This window comes from Streptococcus raffinosi (assembly GCF_030284685.1).
Classification (GTDB): Bacteria; Bacillota; Bacilli; order Lactobacillales; family Streptococcaceae; genus Streptococcus; species Streptococcus raffinosi.
In genome coordinates, this window is sequence record NZ_JASUZV010000008.1 from 19,976 (window position 1) to 39,806 (window position 19,831).

Below are 19,831 nucleotides of genomic sequence, written 5' to 3' on the forward strand. Positions count from 1 at the left end.
TCTAGCCGATTGGCTGGGTGCTATTCTTGTTTCGTGATGAATTTGGTGATGAGAAAGTGCGATTTTCTTTTTCTTGCTTTTCCTTTTGTTTTCCGATAAAATGAAAGCGTTGTCATTTTAAAAATAAGTTAGGAAGTGGTCAAGTATTTTACAGGAATCCTTTGCCTTATGACTTCCAAGTAAGGAGAAAATATGTTAATTGGTATCCCAAAAGAAATCAAAAATAATGAAAATCGTATGTCTCTAACGCCTGCTGGTGTCCAAAGTCTTGTGGCTAAGGGACATGTCGTGTTAATCGAAACAAATGCAGGACTTGGCTCTGGTTTTACTGATGCAGATTATGCAAATCAAGGTGCTAAAATCGTTGCAACTGCTGCAGAAGCATGGGCAGCAGAACTTGTTGTTAAAGTTAAGGAGCCACTTGCTGAAGAATATGGCTTTCTTCGTGAAGACCTTTTACTCTTTACCTACTTGCACATGGCAGCAGCTCCGGGCTTGGCAGATGCAATGGTTAATGCCAAGACAACAGGTGTGGCCTATGAAACGGTTCGTGATCAAGAAGGCCACTTGCCACTCTTGGTTCCAATGAGTGAAGTTGCAGGACGCATGGCTGTACAAATTGGTGCCCACTTCTTGACTAAGCAAGAGGGTGGTTCTGGTGTGCTTCTAGGAGGAGTGCCTGGTGTTCCTAAAGGTAAGGTTACCATTATCGGAGGTGGTGTCGTAGGGACACATGCAGCCCGTATTGCACTTGGACTCGGTGCCCAAGTAACCATTCTTGATATTAGCGCCAAACGTTTGTCAGTCCTTGAAGATGTCTTTGGTAGTCAAATTCAAACACTGATGTCAAATCCGTTCAACATCGAAGCAAGTGTCCGTGATGCTGATGTGGTTATCGGTGCCGTTCTTATCCCAGGTGCTAAAGCGCCTAAACTTGTTACTGACCATATGGTTAAACAGATGCGTCCTGGTTCTGTTATTGTGGATGTAGCGGTAGACCAAGGTGGGGTTATTGAAACAGCGGATCGTGTAACGACTCATGATGAACCAGTTTATGAAAAATACGGTGTCCTTCACTATGCCGTTGCCAATATTCCAGGAGCCGTGGCACGTACATCAACCATTGCCCTTACCAACGTTACCCTTCCTTATATCGAAGCTCTGGCAGGACTAGGCTTCAAACAGGCAATTCAAAATGATGAAGGTCTTCGTCAAGGCGTAACAACTTACCAAGGTCACATCACTAGCCAACCAGTTGCCGAAGGATTAGACAGAAACTACACGACAATTGACGAATTGCTATAAGGATCAATCTATCCTAATAACAGAGGAGCCACGCCATGATTGGTGTGACTCCTTTTTGATATTCAGTGTTTTACCGTTTGATATGGCTATAGCTACTAAGCTTGATAATGGTAGAATGACTCCTAATGATAGTTCTGTTTTATGGTATAATGAGTAGGTAAATACTATAGTAATGACTACTAAAAATGTTTATTGTTTCTTGCTTTGGCATGCAACTTATTAGGAGGTTTTTATCATGGCTAATCATATTCGTGTTATGGTGTCGATTGTTTTGGCTCAGCTGATTGTCCTTTATTTGGGACTTCAGATGGCTCTACCATTTACTAAGGTTCTAACCACGGTCGGTGTGGTTGCTTTTCTCGAGATTGTTTATCATGTGGTGATAGCTCGTAAGATTGGAGCAAACATTTCTTTCAGAGTGTTTTGGCAGACGTTTAAAAAGGTTCTTCGCAAAAATGCTGCCTTTTTAATTCTATTAGGGATTGCACCGATTTTCTTCAAAAGTGAAGACTTCATGGCCTTCATCACCCGGCAGCTTTTCTTTGTTGTCTTGGTGAGTGATGTCATCATGGCTTCAAATGACATGCCATTATCTCGATGACAGCTAAAACCTAAACATTTCATTGGGAGAATGTGGATAATGTTTACCATTCAAAGAAATCATTTGTCAGACCAAGGTGTAGATTATGTCACTTTTGGCAAGGGAGACAAAAATCTCATTATCATTACGGGATTAAGTTTGCAACGTTTAAGTGATCTGTCCGATCTTGCTATTTACGCCTTGTTTTATCAATATGCTAAGGAGTACAAGGTCTATATTTTTGATCGAAAGGACCATCTCGAAGAAGGCATTACTATTGAGGATATGGCGGATGACCTTTATCATTCTTTGGAAGCATTGCATATTGATAATGCTTCTATCATAGGCATATCACAGGGGGGTATGATTGCTCAGCTATTTGCTATCAAGTATTCTCAAAAGGTGAAAAAGCTATTATTAGCGCTGACACTCTCTCGTAATAATACCATCAGTAGAGAAACCGTCGGAGGATGGATAGAGATGGCCGAAAATGGTGATATGGATAAGCTTAATAAGGATTTCATAAGTAAAACATTTTCGTTTCCTGTGTTAAAGAAATTATATGTGATTAACAACTTATTTTTGAGGTCTGTAAGTAAGGAAAAACGTACTCGCTTTGTTCGTTTAGCCAAGTCAATTCTAGCCTTCGATTGCTATAGTTCACTTGATAAAATCACTTGTACGACTCTTGTACTGGGAGCCAAAAACGATTTAGTTCTGGGTGTGGATGGCGCCAGGGAGCTGGCAAATGGGATTCCAAACGCTTCTTATTATGAATTTGACAAATTGGGGCATGCGGCTTATATTGAAAGCAGACGGTTCAACAAAGTTTTATTAGAATTTCTACAATAAATCACTCAGAAAACTCATTTTTAAAGAGTGTTTATATCTCCAGTGATATAAGATATGAAAGCGGTTATGGCAAAAGCTGTAGCCTTTTTAATTTCCAGTTCAGATATGTGCAGTCTGAAAAATTAAATGATAGAATGGCAATAGATAGGAGGATACAGAGATGTTAAACTATGATTTGATTGTTATCGGTTTTGGTAAAGCCGGTAAGACTCTGGCCGCTAAGATGAATGCGGCTGGTAAAAAAGTTGCTGTCATCGAGCGCAGCAAAGCCATGTATGGCGGTACTTGCATTAATATTGCTTGTATCCCAACCAAGACTATGATTGTAGCGGCCGAAAAGGGCTGGTCATTTGACGAGACCATGAAGGAACGTGGTGCAGTGACTAGTCGTCTTAACGCTAAGAATTATAAAATGTTGGCCGATAATGGCGTTGATGTCATTGATGCAGAAGCACATTTTGTGTCAAATAAGGTCATCGAAGTGGTGGCCGGTGATGACCGTCAAGAGCTTACAGCTGAGACCATTGTCATCAATACAGGTGCCGTGTCTAATGTCTTGCCTATTCCTGGCTTGACAACAACTAAGCATGTCTATGATTCAACTGGTATTCAAACCCTTGAAGCCTTGCCAAAACGTTTAGGTGTCCTAGGTGGTGGTAATATCGGCCTTGAATTTGCTGGCCTTTATAACCGTTTGGGAAGCCAAGTGACTGTCTTGGATGCAGCGACTAGCTTCTTGCCACGTGTAGAGCCATCTATTGCTAAGTTGGCTAAGGAATACATGGAAGAGGACGGCATTGTCTTTGAGCAAGGTGTTAAAACTTCTGAAGTTAAGAATGACGGTGATGAAGTTGTCGTTGTTACTGACAATGGTGAGTTTCGTTTTGATGCGCTCCTTTATGCGACAGGACGCAAGCCTAATATTGAACCTCTTCACTTGGAAAACACCGATATTGCCTTGACTGAGCGTGGTGGTATCCAGGTTAATAAGCATTTGGAAACAAGCGTTCCGGGTGTCTTTGCAGTGGGTGATGTTAATGGTGGCCTTCAATTCACTTATATTTCATTAGATGATTTCCGTATTGTCTTTAATTACTTAACAGGGGATGGTAGTTATAACCTTGAAACACGTGGAGTTGTTCCAACTGCCATGTTCCTCAACCCACCTTTGGCTCAGGTTGGACTTACTGAAGACCAAGCCAGAGCGGCAGGTGGACCAGTTGCTGTCAAGGAGCTTCCAGTCGCTAGTATGCCTCGTGGTCATGTGAACGGTGATTTGCGTGGTGCCTTCAAAGCTGTGGTAAATCCTGAAACTAAGGAAATCTTGGGTGTGACCCTCTTTGGTCAAGAATCTCATGAAATTATCAATTTGATTACTCTTGCTATGAACCATCATATTCCATACACAGATTTGGCTAAACAAATCTTCACTCACCCAACTATGGCTGAGAACCTAAATGATTTGTTTGCGATTTAAGATGAAGAGAGCCGAGAGGCTCTTTTTTAATATAGAAGATTAATTTTTAAGACTTTCCTTAGGTGAGTAAGGTCGTTAGGTTAAATTATCCAGTGGATGATTTCAGCAATCCAGGAAGTTCCATGACTAATTTTTGAGCCCCTTCACTTTTTAATTTCTATACTCAGGCTAAAACAGTTCCCCGAACTGTTTTACTCTCAAAAATTCCGAGTTCCTTAAACTATTATGCTTCAGGAACTTTTCTCACAGCGGAAAGTCTTGTAAAAAGTCGTTCTAAAATCATAGGCTAATCTATTCGATAAATTCTATAGAAATGTTTGGCCAGATTATGTTCCAATTTTTCTTTTTCACTCTCTCGTTATAGACCGTTTGTCGTTCTTTATCTGAAAAGTAATGTGGTGTGGGAGAGACTTTGAAGTTAACTAAATCGTCTATTCCAAAGGGAATAAAAACCTCTAGTTCCTGATTGTCATTTAGTCTAGCAGCTATGGCAGTACATTTTTCAGGAAATTTTGAAACAGCATCGGTAGAGCTGATATACTTTTCAGTATTAGGGCTATGTATATTCATATAAAACTGATTTTTTATTTCCCAATTGTATTTAGGATATCTTATCTTTATTTGATTTTCTATTTCAACAGTTTGCTCATATGATATGTTTTTATCAAAGAAAATGACATCGATATCTGAGAAATTGATATTTGAAGATGTATTTCCGGTGCTTAAGTAGTCCCAAATATAATTGCGTAAAGTTCCAGCACAAAGCCAACAGTCATTTAGTTGAAAAGAGTGGATAATCTTTAATAGTGCCATTAGTTCGTAGTTCTGTTTAATTAGTTTTTTGACATCAATCATTTTAAAACCTCATTGGTATTGTACTAGTTTAAGATAGAAATATCAAAATAAGATTGTATCTCTAATGCCAAGCGACACTCTAGGTTAGATGTCGCTTTTTTTGCGCTTTGATGATAAGATAGAAGTGCTATAAGAAAATTCTTTAGATTGGTGCTCTTAATCCACTCAGGGAGGTTGATTGACCTTGAGTCACCACTAGAATCTGTATGAAAAATCTAGAAAGACACTCGCTTGCCAGTTGGTCTGTGAGTGTGTGTAACTTATGACTAAGAAAGTAGGAGTGGGCAAGGCCCACAGTAAGATTATTTTGATGGGTGAGCACTCGGTCGTTTATGGTCATCCTGCCCTTGCTCTCCCTCTCAAGGACATTGAGGTTGTCTGTCAGATTCAGGCGGCTGATACTCCTTTGACGCTCAAGGCTCAGGATCCCTTGACGACAGCGATTTTTTCAGCGCTTAATTATCTGGAAATCAAGAATCAACCTATTAGCTATGCTATTAAGTCTAGCGTCCCTGAAAAGCGTGGCATGGGATCGTCTGCAGCGGTTGCCATTGCAGCGATTCGTGCGGTTTTTGATTATTTTGAACAGGAGCTTAGCCGAGAGGCCTTGGAAATGCTGGTCCATCAGGCGGAGACCATTGCCCACAGTAAGCCCAGCGGTTTAGATGCCAAGACTTGTCTGAGTGACCGAGCTATCAGCTTTACCCGTAATATTGGCTTCAAGGAAATCGAGGTTGATCTAGGAGCCTATCTAGTTATCGCAGACACGGGCATTCATGGAAACACCCGTGAGGCCGTGGAAAAGGTTGAGGCTATCGGACTAGATGCCTTATCAGACCTAAATCAGCTAGGCGAATTAAGTCAGAGGGCGGAAGGAGCCCTTAAGGTCAAGGATCAAGAGCTTCTTGGGCAGCTTATGTCGCAAGCTCATAATCACCTTAAATCTTTAGGTGTGTCCTGCGATTTGTCTGACCTGCTCATAGCGACTGCTCTGGAACAGGGTGCGCTGGGAGCCAAGATGTCAGGCGGAGGACTGGGTGGCTGTATTATTGCCCTGACAAGTACTAAGGACCAAGCCCAAACGATTGCTAAAAAACTTCAAGAAAACGGAGCGGTAAACACGTGGATAGAAAGCCTGTAAGCGTCAAATCGTACGCAAATATTGCTATTGTCAAATACTGGGGTAAGGCGGATGCCAAGCGTATGATTCCTTCAACTAGTAGTATTTCACTGACTTTGGAAAATATGTATACGGAAACCAAGTTGTCTTTTCTGCCTGAGGATGCGACCAGTGATGCCATGTATATCGATGACGAGCTTCAGGGGGAAAAAGAAACAACCAAGGCCAGCAAGGTTTTAGATTTCTTCCGTACCAATCCAAACAAACATGTCAAGATTGAAACTTGGAACAATATGCCAACAGCTGCAGGTCTATCATCAAGTTCATCAGGACTTTCTGCCCTAGTTAAGGCAGCCAACGAGCTCTTTCAAGTCGGAAAAACGCAGTCTGAATTGGCTCAAATTGCCAAGTTTGCTTCAGGTTCGTCATCACGGTCTTTCTTTGGACCGTTAGCAGCCTGGGACAAGGATAGTGGTGAGGTTTACCAAGTTGAAACAGATCTCAAATTAGCCATGATTATGCTAGTTTTAACAGATCAAAAGAAACCCGTATCAAGTCGTGATGGTATGAAATTGTGTACCGAAACATCGACCTCCTTCCCAGAGTGGATTAAACAGTCTGAGCTAGATTACAAGGATATGTTGGCCTATCTCAAAGCAAATGATTTCCAAGCGGTCGGCGAGCTCACTGAAGCTAATGCCCTTCGTATGCATCAAACCACAAGTACGGCCAACCCTCCATTTTCATATCTGACGGATGCTTCCTATCAGGCTATGGATGAGGTTAAGGCCCTTCGTGCCTCTGGTGAGCAATGTTATTTCACTATGGATGCAGGACCAAATGTTAAGGTGCTCTGTCTGGAAGAAGACCTGGACCGCCTAGCAGACCACTTCCGCAAGGATTATCAGGTCATCATTTCACGGACCAAGGAGTTGCCAGATGCTTAAGCAGTCGGTCAATCAGGTCACAGTAAAAACAGGTGGAAAACTCTACATTGCTGGAGAATATTCAGTCTTAACACCTGGTCAAACGGCCCTAATCCAATTTATTCCTATTTTCATGTCAGCAGAGGTCAAGGAAGCCCAAACTACCCAGTTGACCTCAGACATGTTTGACTATAGTGTGGGTCGTGAGCCAGACGTAAATTACGCCCTCATTCAAGAGGCTTTGAATACTTTTGAGGCTTATTGTGGTGAGAAGTTGCCCGCTCTGGACCTTTCCATCACTGGAAAGTTAGAACGAGATGGGGTTAAATTTGGTATCGGTTCTTCGGGTTCTGTTGTGGTATTGCCCCTCAAGGCCTTGGCAGCAGCCCTTCAGAAAGACTTATCTAAAGACATTCTCTTTAAATTAGCTAGCTACACCCTTCTTAAGCAAGGAGACAACGGTTCTATGGGAGATTTAGCTTGTATCGTATACGAGAATCTGGTTTCCTATCGCTCCTTTGACCGTGCAAAAATAGCAGAGCTTATAGACCGAATGACTCTATCCGAACTTTTGGAAATAGACTGGGGTTATCGGATTCGTCCTGTTCAACCAGTGCTCAAAGCTCACTTTTTGGTGGGGTGGACCAAGCAAGCTGCTATTTCAAAAGACATGGTTAAGATGGCCAAATCTTGCATATCAAGCCAGTATCTAAGTGAAACCGAAGTTGCCGTTCAAGATGCCATCAAGGCTCTGGAAACAGGAGATAAGACCTTACTTAAGAGCAGCCTCCAAGCTGTCAGTGACCAGTTGGAATCGCTTAGTCCAGATATTTATGTGGACAAGCTGACAAAACTCAAAGAAGCTGAACAAGGACTTGATGCTATCGCTAAGTCTTCTGGAGCAGGTGGTGGTGACTGTGGTATCGCCTTTGCCTTTGACCAAGCCAGCCGAGATATTCTAGTTAAGCGCTGGCAACAGGCAGGCATAGAGCTCTTGTATGAGGTTTAGGGGTCAGCTAAGTAGACATTATCACGCAAGAAAGTAAAGAAATAACCTATGACAAATCGTAAAGACGATCACATCCGTTATGCCCTCAAGTACCAGTCGCCCTACAATAGTTTTGACGATATGGAACTTATCCACAAGTCTCTACCGACTTATGATTTAGATCAAATTGACTTGTCCACACATTTTGCGGGACGAGATTGGGACTTTCCTTTTTATATCAATGCCATGACAGGTGGTTCTGCTAAGGGTGGTGCAGTCAATCGAAAACTAGCTGAGGTGGCCAGTCGAACGGGTATTCTCATGGTGACAGGTTCCTATAGTGCTGCTCTAAAGGGAGAGGCACCAGAATCCTTTGACTATCGTCAAGAGTTTCCAGACTTAGACCTTGCGACTAATATCGGTGTGGATAAGTCTGTGGACCTGGGCATTAAGACAGTGGAAGCTATGAACCCAGTCTTTTTACAGCTCCATGTTAACCTTATGCAGGAGCTTCTCATGCCTGAGGGAGAGCGTATTTTCCACACTTGGAAGGAAAATGTGGCGGTTTATGCACAGAAAATAGACTGCCCACTTGTCCTCAAGGAGGTCGGCTTTGGTATGGATGTGGAAACCATTCGTTACGCCATGTCTCAAGGCATCAAAACGGTGGATATCTCAGGTCGAGGTGGAACTAGCTTTGCCTATATTGAAAATAGTCGAGGCGGCAACCGTGATTACCTTAATGACTGGGGACAAAGTACGGTTCAGACCCTCTTGCAAGCCCAAGACCTTCGTGAGAATGTGGAGATTCTAGCCTCTGGTGGCGTGCGAAACCCACTTGACATGGTCAAATGTTTGGTCCTAGGAGCAAAAGGTGTAGGCGTATCACGAACAGTCCTTGAACTAGTAGAACGTTATCCTGTGGATAAGGTTGTGACTATCGTTAATGGCTGGAAGGACGACCTTCGCCTCATCATGTGTGCCCTTGATTGTCGCACTATTGATGAGCTCAAATCTGTTGATTACATTCTACACGGTAAGCTACAAGGGACTTATGTCAAACAAGAGAAGTAGGAAAGAGCGTGCCACTTCGAAGAAGATCGCTGACGTCCGCACTCACTTAAGGAAAGTCTAAAAAAATCCATTTTACAAAAGAATATCTTACAAAAAAGAGCGGAAGCTCTTTTTTTATTACCCACTCAAGCAAAAAGTAACTTTTCCCCTTGACAAGTTACTGCCTTAGGAGTATTATTTTCAGTGAAATACGGTAGGTGAGGCTACCACAAGGATACGGATGACTACCGCAAAGCAGTGGAGACACTACTCGTTGGTCAACAGTCCTGATCGCCAAGGTCAAGACTAAGCTCATTTCATCGCCTTGCGGAGCTAAAGCTTGAACGGTCCATTTTTTGACAGAATCTATTAAAAAATCAACCTCGAGTTTATAGAGTCTTACCTGTATATGGGTAGGACTCTTTTCATTTGTCTGAGGTCCACCCACTATGTAAAAAAATGAAAGGAGAAACCTATGAGACTAATCGACGATCACCCCGAACCGCACCTAACCAGTCAATCGCTGATTAGTGTCTTAGGGACTCTATAAGTGATTGGCTCCTGATTAAATAAGGAGATTCCAATGTCAACAAATAAAGAAAGACTTATTGCTGCTCTTCAAGAGCCACTTGAAACAACCCTTACTCGCTACAAGACTCATTTGGATGGCTTGAAGGAAGACCAAGTAGAAGAAAACCGTGACCTTTATGGGGAAAATGTCATAACCAAAGGACAAGAGGATTCTATCATCAAAAAGATTTATGAATCTATCATCAATCCCTTTACTGTTATTCTCTTAGTCATTGCTCTGGTTTCCTTTATCACCAATGTCTGGCTTGCTAAACCGGGTGAAGAAGACCCAACGACTTCTATCATCATTGTCACTCTAGTTTTGATATCTGGTGGTATCCGTTTTATTCAAGAACTTCGTAGCGACAAGGCTGCCAGTAATTTGTCTCGCATGATTGTCAATACAGCAACAGTACTTCGAGATGGCAGTGAGCAAGAAATCCCAATTGATGAAATTGTGGTTGGAGATGTGGTCAAACTAAGTGCGGGAGATATGATTCCGGCTGATGTGGTCTTACTAGATTCTCGTGATTTCTTTGTTCAACAGTCTGGCTTGACAGGTGAGAGCGATGCTGTGGAAAAAGCTTGTCTGGCTAAAGCAGATGGTCAAAATCTAGAGAGCCTGCTTGAAAGTGAGAGCCTTGCTTTCATGGGAACTAATGTTATCTCTGGTCGTGCAACAGCCTTGGTTTTAGTTGTTGGTGATGAAACCATGATGGGAGCAATTGAGCAGACCATCAATACTTATGACGAACCAACTTCATTTGAACGTGAGATGAATTCCATTTCTTGGCTCTTGATTCGACTCATGTTGGTTATGGTTCCTGTTGTTTTTGTGATTAACGGTTTAACAGATGGGGACTGGCTTGAAGCCGGCGTCTTTGCCCTTAGTGTGGGAGTCGGTTTGACCCCAGAAATGTTGCCGATGATTATCACAGCCAGTCTTGCCAAGGGTTCTATCATTATGGCCAAGGAAAAGGTGGTCATCAAAAAGCTTAATGCTATTCAAGACCTAGGGGCTATCGACATCCTTTGTACGGATAAGACAGGAACCCTGACTCAGGATGAAATCGTTCTTGAGTACCCTCTTGATATCCATGGTGACCTAGACCTATCAGTACTTCGGAGAGCCTATCTTAATTCTTATTTCCAAACTGGCTTAAAAAATCTTATGGACCGTGCCATTATTAGCCGAACTGAAAGAGAAGCTAAGAAACATGACATCGTTCGTGACCTTGACCAGACCTTCCACAAGATTGATGAGCTACCTTTTGATTTTGAACGTCGTCGCATGAGTGTCATTGTTCAAGACACTGATGGATTTGTTAGTATGGTGACAAAAGGTGCCCTTGAAGAAATGCTCTCTGTTTCTAACTGTGTGGAATACAAGGGAGACATTATCCCATTGACTGACGATGTTCGTGAGGAAGTCCTTGCGGAAGTTGCACAGTTGAATGAACAAGGTTTGCGTGTTCTCGGTGTTAGCTACAAATCACAGCTTAATGAAAATGACGTCTTTAGTGTCGAAGATGAAAGTGATATGATTTTGACGGGATATCTTGCCTTCCTTGACCCACCAAAACCATCAGCAGCACCTGCTATCAAGGCTTTGGCGGAATATGGTGTGACCACAAAAATTTTGACTGGAGACAATGATAAGGTGACACAGGCTGTCTGTGAAAAAGTTGGTCTAGATGTGACGCACATTCTACTTGGAAGTGATCTTGATACTATGTCAGATCAAGATTTGGCTAAGGCTGTGGAAACGACAACAGTCTTTGCTAAGTTATCCCCAGACCAAAAGGCACGAATTATCCTAAGCCTTAAGGAAAATGGGCATAAGGTAGGCTATATGGGTGATGGTATCAACGATGCCCCATCCATGAAGGTATCAGATGTGGGGATTTCTGTGGATACAGCTGTTGATATCGCCAAAGAAACTGCAGATGTTATCTTGCTTGATAAGGATTTAATGGTCTTGGAAAAAGGTTTGGTTGAAGGACGGAAGGTCTATGCTAATATGACCAAATATATCAAGATGACCGTTTCTTCAAATTTCGGGAATATCTTTTCTCTCCTCTTTGCCAGCATTTTCTTACCATTTCTACCAATGGCACCTGTGCATTTGATTATCCTAAATCTTGTCTATGATATCTCTTGTATCGCCCTTCCATTTGACAATGTGGACAAGGAATTTCTTAAAGAGCCACATATCTGGGAAGCCAAATCAATCATGCGTTTCATGGCTTGGATAGGACCTATTTCGTCCGTATTTGATATTTTGACATATATCTTGCTCTATTTCATCATTGTGCCAATGATTTTGGGGCATGGCTATGTTCATGGTTCACCAGAAGCAGCAGCCTTTATCATTATTTTCCAAACAGGTTGGTTTATCGAATCTATGTGGTCTCAAACCATGGTTATCCACATGTTACGTTCACCAAAACTACCATTTATTCAAAGTCACCCAGCACTATCAGTTGTTGTGACAACCTTATTTGCTGCTTTCTTTGTGACTTCTCTTCCATACAGTCCATTGGCTAGTCTCTTAAAACTCAGCCATCTAAACGGTCTCTATTTCATTCTCTTGTTTATCATCATTACTTTGTATATGCTTAGTGTTACCTTTGTGAAGCATATCTATATTAAGAAATACAAAGAATGGTTATAGGATAACTATACTTAGAAAAAGAGCGTCAGCTCTTTTTTCATTACCGTCCATTCTGCCAAAACTTTTTCATTTATGGTATAATAAGACGATTATGGATGGTGAGAAACTCTAATTTAGAACGTTGAAAAAGGGTCTCATTGAACAGAATCAATAGAAAATGGGGGAGTTTCTCTTGCTTAGGAGAAACTGTAAAGAGTGCTTTCTTTATTACATGGGGTAGTAGGAGAAAAGTACTAAAATTCACAATTAAGAGGGAATAAACACATGAGTAATTACGCAATTATCCTTGCTGCGGGTAAAGGAACTCGCATGAAATCAGATCTTCCAAAAGTATTGCACAAGGTTTCAGGTATCACCATGCTTGAGCATGTTTTCCGAGCAGTTTCAGCTATTGATCCAGCTAAAAACGTTACTGTTATTGGTCACAAGGCTGAGCTAGTTCGTGAGGTTTTGGATGGTCAATCTGCCTTCACCATGCAAACAGAGCAGTTGGGGACTGGTCACGCCGTTATGATGGCTGAGGCAGAGTTGTCTGGTCTTGAAGGACAAACGCTTGTTATCGCTGGGGATACGCCTTTGATTACTGGTGAAAGCCTCAAAAATCTTATTGACTTCCACGTTAATCACAAAAATGTTGCCACTATCCTAACAGCAACTGCGGACAATCCATTTGGCTATGGTCGTATCATCCGTAATGAAAATGGCGAAGTGACTAAGATTGTAGAGCAAAAAGATGCCAACAAGTTCGAACAACAAGTCAAAGAAATCAACACAGGGACTTATGTTTTTGACAATAAACGTCTCTTTGAAGCGTTAAAAAATATCAACACTAACAATGCGCAAGGAGAATATTATTTGACAGACGTCATTTCTATTTTCCGAGAAAATGGTGAAAAAGTAGGTGCCTTCACTCTTCGTGACTTTGAAGAAAGTCTTGGGGTTAACGACCGTGTTGCCCTGGCAACAGCGGAAGATGTCATGCGTCGTCGTATCAACAAGGCTCACATGGTCAATGGTGTAACCTTACAAAATCCAAATGCGACATACATCGATGTAGATGTGGAAATTGCACCGGACGTTGTGGTTGAAGCTAATGTGACACTTAAAGGTCAAACAAAGATTGGTGCAGAGTCAGTGCTTACCAATGGTACCTACATTGTTGACTCTGTTATCGGTGCCCACACAGTTATCACCCACTCTATGATTGAGCATTCAGTGGTTGAAGATGGTGTTACTATTGGACCATTTGCTCATGTTCGCCCAGACTCTACGCTTAAGAAAGACGTTCACATTGGGAACTTTGTTGAGGTTAAAGGATCAATTATCGGTGAAAATACCAAGGCTGGACACTTAACTTATATTGGCAATGCGGAAGTCGGCTCTAATGTTAACTTTGGTGCAGGTACTATAACAGTCAATTACGATGGTCAACATAAGTTCAAGACACAAATTGCCGATAACGTCTTTATCGGAAGTAATTCAACCTTGATTGCTCCGCTTGAAATCGGAGATAGTGCCCTTACAGCGGCCGGTTCGACCATCACTGAAAATGTGCCAGCGGACTGTGTAGCCATTGGGCGTGGTCGTCAAGTCAATAAAGAGGGTTATGCGGTGAAGAAACCTCATCACCCAAGTCAACGATAAGGCTTTATGAAGGTCACCTAATGGCGACTTTTTAGGCATCACATCAATTAAGTGGTAAGAAAAAAGGAGGAAAGCCATGAAATACGAAGAAAAAACATTAACACGCGACTCAAAATTTAAAGGAAATATTTTTGAGGTAGCTGTAGACGAGGTCCTTTTACCAGATGGTAAGACGTCTCGTCGTGAGCTCATTTTCCATAGAGGAGCTGTGGCCGTTTTAGCGGTTACTCCAGAAGGTAAACTTGTTATTGTTAAGCAATACCGCAAGGCTATTGAAGATGTATCGTATGAAATCCCTGCGGGTAAATTGGAAGTTGGTGAGGCTGGTGATGAAAAGGATGCGGCAGCACGTGAACTTGAAGAGGAAACCCAATATCAGGGTGATTTAGAGTTGATTTATGAATTTTACACTGCCATTGGTTTTTGTAATGAGAAAATTAAACTCTATGTGGCGACTAATCTCAAACCTGTTGAGAATCCTCGTCCACTTGATGATGATGAATTCCTTGAAATTTTTGAGTTGACCTATGATGAGTGTATGGAGTTGGTGAAATCAGGTGAGATTAAAGATGCTAAAACGATTCTTGCACTCCAGTACTATGCACTCCACTTTGGGGGAAAATAAGTTATGGGGAGACCGCTGTTAACTGACGATATCATTGAGCAGGCCAAGCGTGGGGAGATTGATTTAACTGACCACCCTTCTTATCAGGGCTACGATGAAGACTTTTATGATGAGGCCTTTGATGCTGATTATGAGCCTTCTACCTATAAGAGTCGTCGGATTGAAAATGCGAAACGCAACCAGTTTCAGCACAAACTCAATCGTATTCTGTTTTGGGTAGTCGTACTCTTGATTATCCTCTTCATCGCTGTCTTTTATTTCTAATAATAGTCTAGGCTGGTTATGCCTAATTCTCTTATGACAAGTGATTCACGCAAGATTACAAGCTAAAAAGGAACTATATGAAAATTGGAATTATCGCTGCCATGGAGCAGGAATTGGTGCTTCTAGTGGAGCAATTGGAAAACAAGGTTGAGGAAACCATTCTTGGAAATACCTACTACACAGGACGTTTAGGCAAACACGATGTGGTTTTGGTCCAATCAGGTGTTGGTAAGGTCATGTCAGCCATGTCTGTGGCTGTTTTGGCGGACCACTTTGAAGTTGAGGCCCTCATTAATACTGGCTCTGCAGGGGCAGTAGCGCCTGGTCTAAAGATTGGTGATGTGGTCGTGGCTTCAAAGTTGGCTTATCACGATGTTGATTTGACAGCCTTTGGCTATGATTACGGCCAAATGTCTATGCAGCCACTATATTTCGAGAGTGATGCAAGCTTCGTGACGACCTTTAAGAAGGTTTTGGCTCAAGCGTCAATTGACAGTAAGATTGGTCTTATCGCTACCGGTGATAGCTTTATTGCTGGTCAGGACAAGATTGATGCCATTAAGGGGCATTTTCCAGAGGTTTTGGCTGTTGAAATGGAAGGGGCGGCTATTGCTCAGGCGGCTCATAGTGTCAAGAAACCTTTTATCGTTGTGCGTGCCATGAGTGATACAGCAGCTCACGATGCTAACCTTACCTTTGACGAATTTATTATTCAGGCAGGGAAACAATCGGCTGCTATCTTGATAGACTTTTTGGAAGAACTTGACTAATTTTCCATCGCTTAATCCCTAAAAGCTACAGAAACTTAACCTGACTTTTAGGTAAATTAGAAACTATTTGATAATTATTAATTATTTTCTTCTCATAATTGAATATTTTTGAAAATATTTTATAATATCACGAAAACACTAGCAATTGAGTTTAAAAGCTTTATTGTTAGTGTTTTTTTGTATTTTAGAAAAATTTTAGTAAAATTTAGTGCTTTTTTCTTACAAAACAAGACAAAGTGTTGCACAATTTACAAAAATGTTAATTAATTGTGACTTACATCTTGCAAAAAATTAGAATAGGAGTATAATGCTGGTTGGGAAAGATAAAAATGTTTTGTAAATGGAGGATATTATGAATAGGTTATTTAGTGATTCGAAGCAACGCTTTTCCATCCGTAAATTTTCAGTCGGTATTGCATCCGTTTTGATTTCAACTGCAATTTTTGGTATTGGTACAGCACAAGCCGATCAGGTGACAGAGGTTTCTAGTCAACCCGCTACAGATGTGGTGAATGTCTCAGCAAATCAGTCATCGTCAGAAGTTACAGTGCCATCAGTACCAACTACAGCAGTAAGTACTGAAAATACAGGTACATCAGTTGATGTTCCTAAGAGTGGTAAAGTAGACAGTCCAGTAGCTTCATCTGTCAGTTCAGAACAGGTTGAAGCTCCACATGGAAATGTGAGTAGCGAAGCATCAAATAGCTCTACAGCTTCAAATGCCACTGGTGTAACTAGTGAGCGTTCAGCTAGTGATTCAGCAAGTGTTGCTGATCACAATTCAGCTAAACATGAAGCACCTGTAGAGGCTAAGAAATTGACGAATAGTAGTACTCCTACTAGTACTTCTGATACTCAAATAACCAAAACGGGAACTGAAATTCATGTTCAAAACCCTAATGTTGAGCTTCAATTTCCAGACGGAAATAGTATTTACTCAAGAAGTAAGGTTGTTTATCATGATATTTTATTCCCTAACGATATAGCTATTAATTCAGGTGACAAAGTTGTCTTCACTCTTCCAAGTGAATTGCAATTTAAGACAAGCTATAGTGTTAATGTTTACAACCCTAATAACGAAGTTGTTGGTATTGCTCAGGTAGATCCTAAGAATAACAGCGTTGTAACTACATTTAATCATTATTTCGAAGATCACCCTATTGGGAAATATATGAATTTAGAGTTAGATACACTTTATTCAGAAGCTCTCAAAGGTGGCGAAAAATTGCACCTCAATTTCAATGGTCATGTCGTTAATGTGACAGTTGGTTCTGCAAATCCTATCCCTGGTGACGAAGTCATTGCTAAATGGGGTAGTCAGGACAAGAATGATCCAACCCTAATTAACTGGGGAATGCGTCTCAATTATGCAAGACGTGTCTTGAATAATCTTCAATTGATCGATACTTGGTCTGATAATCAAAGATTTGTTGATAATTCTTTAGAGTTACGTTACATTGATTCTGCTGAGCCATGGGTTGATAAGGGTTCAGCTATGGAATTGATTAAGAGTTTCTCTCATGACGATACTAAATTTGAGTTAAATCTTGGTCGTTTGGACCGTATGGTTTATGTTTGGTATCAGACACGATTGACCAACCCAGCATCAAATTCTAATAATCCTACGAATAAAGTTGACCTTCATGCAGATGTTGAGTCAAAAACATATACTTCTGAAGTACGTTTAGTTGGAGGCGTGGGAAATGTCGGCGGTGAACAAGAAGTACATTTCAATCTTGAATTAGCCAAAGAGTTGGCAGGTAGATCCTTGAAAGATAAGGAATTCACCTTCAAATTGGTTGATATGACAGATAATAAGATGGTTGATCTTGGTGAAACAACCAATGATGCCACTGGTAAAATTGTCTTCTCAAATCTTGTTCTTAACCAACCTGGTACCTACCACTATCGTGTGACAGAAGTTCCTGGTAATGATAGTGACGTCGTTTATGATAAGCTTCAAGCTGATGTGACTGTCCAAGTGGCTAGAGAGACCACTGATGGCCGAGAAAAATTAGTGGCCAAAGTGGTTTATCCAGATGACGTTATCTTCAACAATAAATTGGTCACACCAGCCAAAGCTAAGATTCAATTTAGCAAGGAATTGAGCAAGTCAGGTGTAAATCAAGCTTTGACTGCTAATGAATTCCAATTTGTCCTCAAGGATAGCGCTGGTCATGTGGTCCAAACTGTAGGTAATACAGCAGACGGTCATGTTAACTTTAGCGAATTGACTTTCGACAAGGTTGGTACTTACAACTATACCGTTGAAGAAGTTGCAGGTAAGGATGACGCTATCGTCTATGATACGATGAAAGCTGCTGTTTCTATCACTGTGACACGTGATGGGGATGCTCTTGTTTCAACAGTTGTTAATCCAAAAGATACTATCTTTAACAACAAGTTTGCGACTCCAGCCCAAGCCTCTATCCAATTCAGTAAGGAATTGAGCAAAGCAGGTGTTAACCAAGCCTTGACTGCTAATGAATTCCAATTTGTCCTCAAGGATGAAAAAGGTAATGTTGTTCAAACTGTAGGTAATACAGCAGATGGTCGTGTTGCCTTTAGTAACCTTAGCTTTGAAAAACCAGGTACCTACACTTATACTGTTGAAGAAGTCAAAGGTAATAACGAAGACATCATCTATGATGGTATGAAAGCAAAGGTATCAATTACCGTGACACGTGACGGAGAAGCCCTAGTATCAACCGTTACAAATCCAAAAGACACTATCTTCAATAACTATGTCAAAGAATTGAAACCAGCTAAAGCTAAATTCGTATTGACTAAAGTTCTTGCAGGTCGTCAACTTCAAGATGGTGAGTTTAGCTTCGTCCTCAAAGATGAAAAAGGTAATGTTGTCCAAACTGTGACTAACGATGCTAAAGGTAACATCAACTTTGACAGTATTAACTATGATAAACCAGGTGTTTATTACTACACTGTCGAAGAAGTCAAAGGTTACGAATCCAATGTGGTTTATGACAGCATGGTAGCTAAACTTAAAGTGACGGTAACTAAGAGTGTTGGTGATAAGGAAAACTTGCTCGTAGCAGCAGTTGTCCTTCCTTTGGATACAGAATTTAACAATAGTTACATTCCACCAAAATCTCCAAAACCACAAACACCACCAACTCCAACAAGACCACCACATGTTCCACAAAAACCATCAGTGGTTTCTACAACTTCATCAGTGAACCCACAACCAGCTAAGCCAGTTCAATCTTCTGTGAAATCAGGACCTCAACTTCCAGAAACTGGTCAAGCCAGTGATAAAGCCTTGCTTGCTCTTGGAGTGGCAGCAGAAGTAGCTGCAGTCATGGGTATAGCCTATAACCGTCGTCGTAAAGACATTTAAGGTGATAACTAAAAAACAGCTTGAAATTTTTGTTTCAAGTTGTTTTTGGTTTTTCAAGTTCGCAATTGTTATACTAGGACACGAAGTCGATATAGGGGGTCTTAAGGAGTAAAACAAACTGTTTTTTGAAGATGTCAGGTGGAGTTGGAAATTCTTGAGAAATCCACAGTTGGATGATGTTAAGGATATTGAGGAGAAATAATTCTTGTAAGAAGGGCTTTGGCATTTGAAGGTCTATCTTTGCCGGACTTATATTTTCTTTGAGCCATTTTCCATAAGTGATTTGCAAGAAGCTTCGCCAACTTGGATCTGCTGCAGTCGTGTAAAGACATCTTAGCCAGGTTCTTTTAGAGTAAAGTAAGGGAATAATATTATCACAAAAGAGTGTGATTGGATCTTTTGTGGTTAGATCCTGTTCGATATGAGAATGGATATCGGCATCAATCATTTCATGAATATACTGAATTAATTCATCATAATTGTTAAAATGATTTTGATAAATAGACTGCCTAGATATGCCTGCCTCCTTAGCAATTTGGGTTAAGGTAAAGTGAGTGCTAGAAGGGTGTTTAGAAGCGAGCGAGAAGAAGGCATTGATAATATTTTCTCTAGTTCCTTTAGGCATAAGAATCTCCTTAGTCTTTTATAATTTTATTATATTGAAATGCTTTTCAAAATCAATAGTCGTGCTAGCAAAAGAGGAATAAAAAGCTGACACCGTGTAAATTTGTGAGGTAAGTCTATCCGATAAAGCGAGAATTTTCTATGGA

At 41.0% G+C, this 19,831-nt stretch carries 16 protein-coding genes and 1 riboswitch; of the genes, 14 read left to right on the forward strand and 2 right to left on the reverse strand.

The genetic code is table 11. The annotated features are described in order from the left end of the window. Positions 1–192: 192 nt before the first annotated feature. From ald to QRD39_RS06345, 4 genes are all read left to right on the forward strand, one after another. Positions 193–1,305, forward strand: a complete 1,113-nt coding sequence (gene ald / locus QRD39_RS06330) for an alanine dehydrogenase (protein ID WP_285956017.1) — start codon at positions 193–195, stop codon at positions 1,303–1,305. Positions 1,306–1,540: 235 nt separating this feature from the next. Further along, entirely contained in the window at positions 1,541–1,906 is a 366-nt protein-coding gene (locus QRD39_RS06335) for a hypothetical protein (protein ID WP_285956018.1), read from the forward strand. A 39-nt stretch (positions 1,907–1,945) separates the two neighbouring features. Beyond that, a complete protein-coding gene (locus tag QRD39_RS06340) occupies positions 1,946–2,737 on the forward strand; it encodes an alpha/beta fold hydrolase (protein WP_285956019.1) in 792 nt (263 codons plus the stop codon). A 160-nt stretch (positions 2,738–2,897) separates the two neighbouring features. Then, positions 2,898–4,214: an FAD-containing oxidoreductase gene (locus QRD39_RS06345; RefSeq protein WP_285956020.1), complete on the forward strand. Its 1,317-nt coding sequence runs from the start codon at positions 2,898–2,900 to the stop codon at positions 4,212–4,214. A gap of 291 nt (positions 4,215–4,505) precedes the next feature. Here QRD39_RS06345 and QRD39_RS06350 read toward each other — a convergent pair whose 3' ends face one another. After that, positions 4,506–5,069 carry a nucleotidyltransferase family protein gene (locus tag QRD39_RS06350; protein ID WP_285956021.1) on the reverse strand — a complete coding sequence of 188 codons (564 nt, stop codon included), beginning with the start codon at positions 5,067–5,069 and terminating at the stop codon, positions 4,506–4,508. 262 nt (positions 5,070–5,331) lie between these two features. Here QRD39_RS06350 and mvk point away from each other — a divergent pair, with 262 nt between their 5' ends. The 10 genes from mvk (at position 5,332) to QRD39_RS06400 (ending at position 19,061) form a co-directional block, all read left to right on the forward strand. After that, the gene (gene mvk / locus QRD39_RS06355; RefSeq protein ID WP_285956022.1) at positions 5,332–6,210 is read left to right on the forward strand and encodes a mevalonate kinase; all 879 of its coding nucleotides are present in this window, start codon (positions 5,332–5,334) and stop codon (positions 6,208–6,210) included. Further along, a complete protein-coding gene (gene mvaD, locus QRD39_RS06360) occupies positions 6,192–7,136 on the forward strand; it encodes a diphosphomevalonate decarboxylase (protein ID WP_285956023.1) in 945 nt (314 codons plus the stop codon). The genes mvk and mvaD overlap by 19 nt, the downstream gene beginning before the upstream one ends. Next, positions 7,129–8,124: a phosphomevalonate kinase gene (locus tag QRD39_RS06365; RefSeq protein WP_285956024.1), complete on the forward strand. Its 996-nt coding sequence runs from the start codon at positions 7,129–7,131 to the stop codon at positions 8,122–8,124. The genes mvaD and QRD39_RS06365 overlap by 8 nt, the downstream gene beginning before the upstream one ends. Positions 8,125–8,172: 48 nt before the next feature. Next, complete coding sequence (gene fni, locus QRD39_RS06370) at positions 8,173–9,177, forward strand: type 2 isopentenyl-diphosphate Delta-isomerase (protein WP_285956025.1); 1,005 nt, start codon at positions 8,173–8,175, stop codon at positions 9,175–9,177. Between the two features lie 182 nt (positions 9,178–9,359). Further along, positions 9,360–9,515, forward strand: a riboswitch (M-box (ykoK) riboswitch). Between the two features lie 224 nt (positions 9,516–9,739). Beyond that, positions 9,740–12,400, forward strand: coding sequence for a magnesium-translocating P-type ATPase (gene mgtA / locus QRD39_RS06375; protein ID WP_285956026.1), 2,661 nt, complete (start codon positions 9,740–9,742; stop codon positions 12,398–12,400). 264 nt (positions 12,401–12,664) lie between these two features. Then, on the forward strand, positions 12,665–14,044 hold the full coding sequence (gene glmU / locus QRD39_RS06380) for a bifunctional UDP-N-acetylglucosamine diphosphorylase/glucosamine-1-phosphate N-acetyltransferase GlmU (RefSeq protein ID WP_285956027.1): 1,380 nt from the start codon (positions 12,665–12,667) through the stop codon (positions 14,042–14,044). A 76-nt stretch (positions 14,045–14,120) separates the two neighbouring features. Further along, positions 14,121–14,669 (forward strand): NUDIX hydrolase, encoded by a 549-nt coding sequence (locus QRD39_RS06385; RefSeq protein WP_002889100.1) that lies wholly within the window; start codon positions 14,121–14,123, stop codon positions 14,667–14,669. A 3-nt stretch (positions 14,670–14,672) separates the two neighbouring features. Further along, on the forward strand, positions 14,673–14,933 hold the full coding sequence (macP, locus tag QRD39_RS06390) for a cell wall synthase accessory phosphoprotein MacP (protein WP_002889099.1): 261 nt from the start codon (positions 14,673–14,675) through the stop codon (positions 14,931–14,933). 77 nt (positions 14,934–15,010) lie between these two features. Next, positions 15,011–15,703, forward strand: a complete 693-nt coding sequence (locus QRD39_RS06395; RefSeq protein ID WP_285956028.1) for a 5'-methylthioadenosine/adenosylhomocysteine nucleosidase — start codon at positions 15,011–15,013, stop codon at positions 15,701–15,703. Between the two features lie 352 nt (positions 15,704–16,055). Then, positions 16,056–19,061 (forward strand): Spy0128 family protein, encoded by a 3,006-nt coding sequence (locus tag QRD39_RS06400; RefSeq protein ID WP_285956029.1) that lies wholly within the window; start codon positions 16,056–16,058, stop codon positions 19,059–19,061. Between the two features lie 73 nt (positions 19,062–19,134). On the opposite strand, the gene QRD39_RS06405 is transcribed toward QRD39_RS06400, so the two are convergent. Continuing rightward, complete coding sequence (locus QRD39_RS06405; RefSeq protein ID WP_285956030.1) at positions 19,135–19,686, reverse strand: TetR/AcrR family transcriptional regulator; 552 nt, start codon at positions 19,684–19,686, stop codon at positions 19,135–19,137. Between the last annotated feature and the right edge of the window lie 145 nt (positions 19,687–19,831).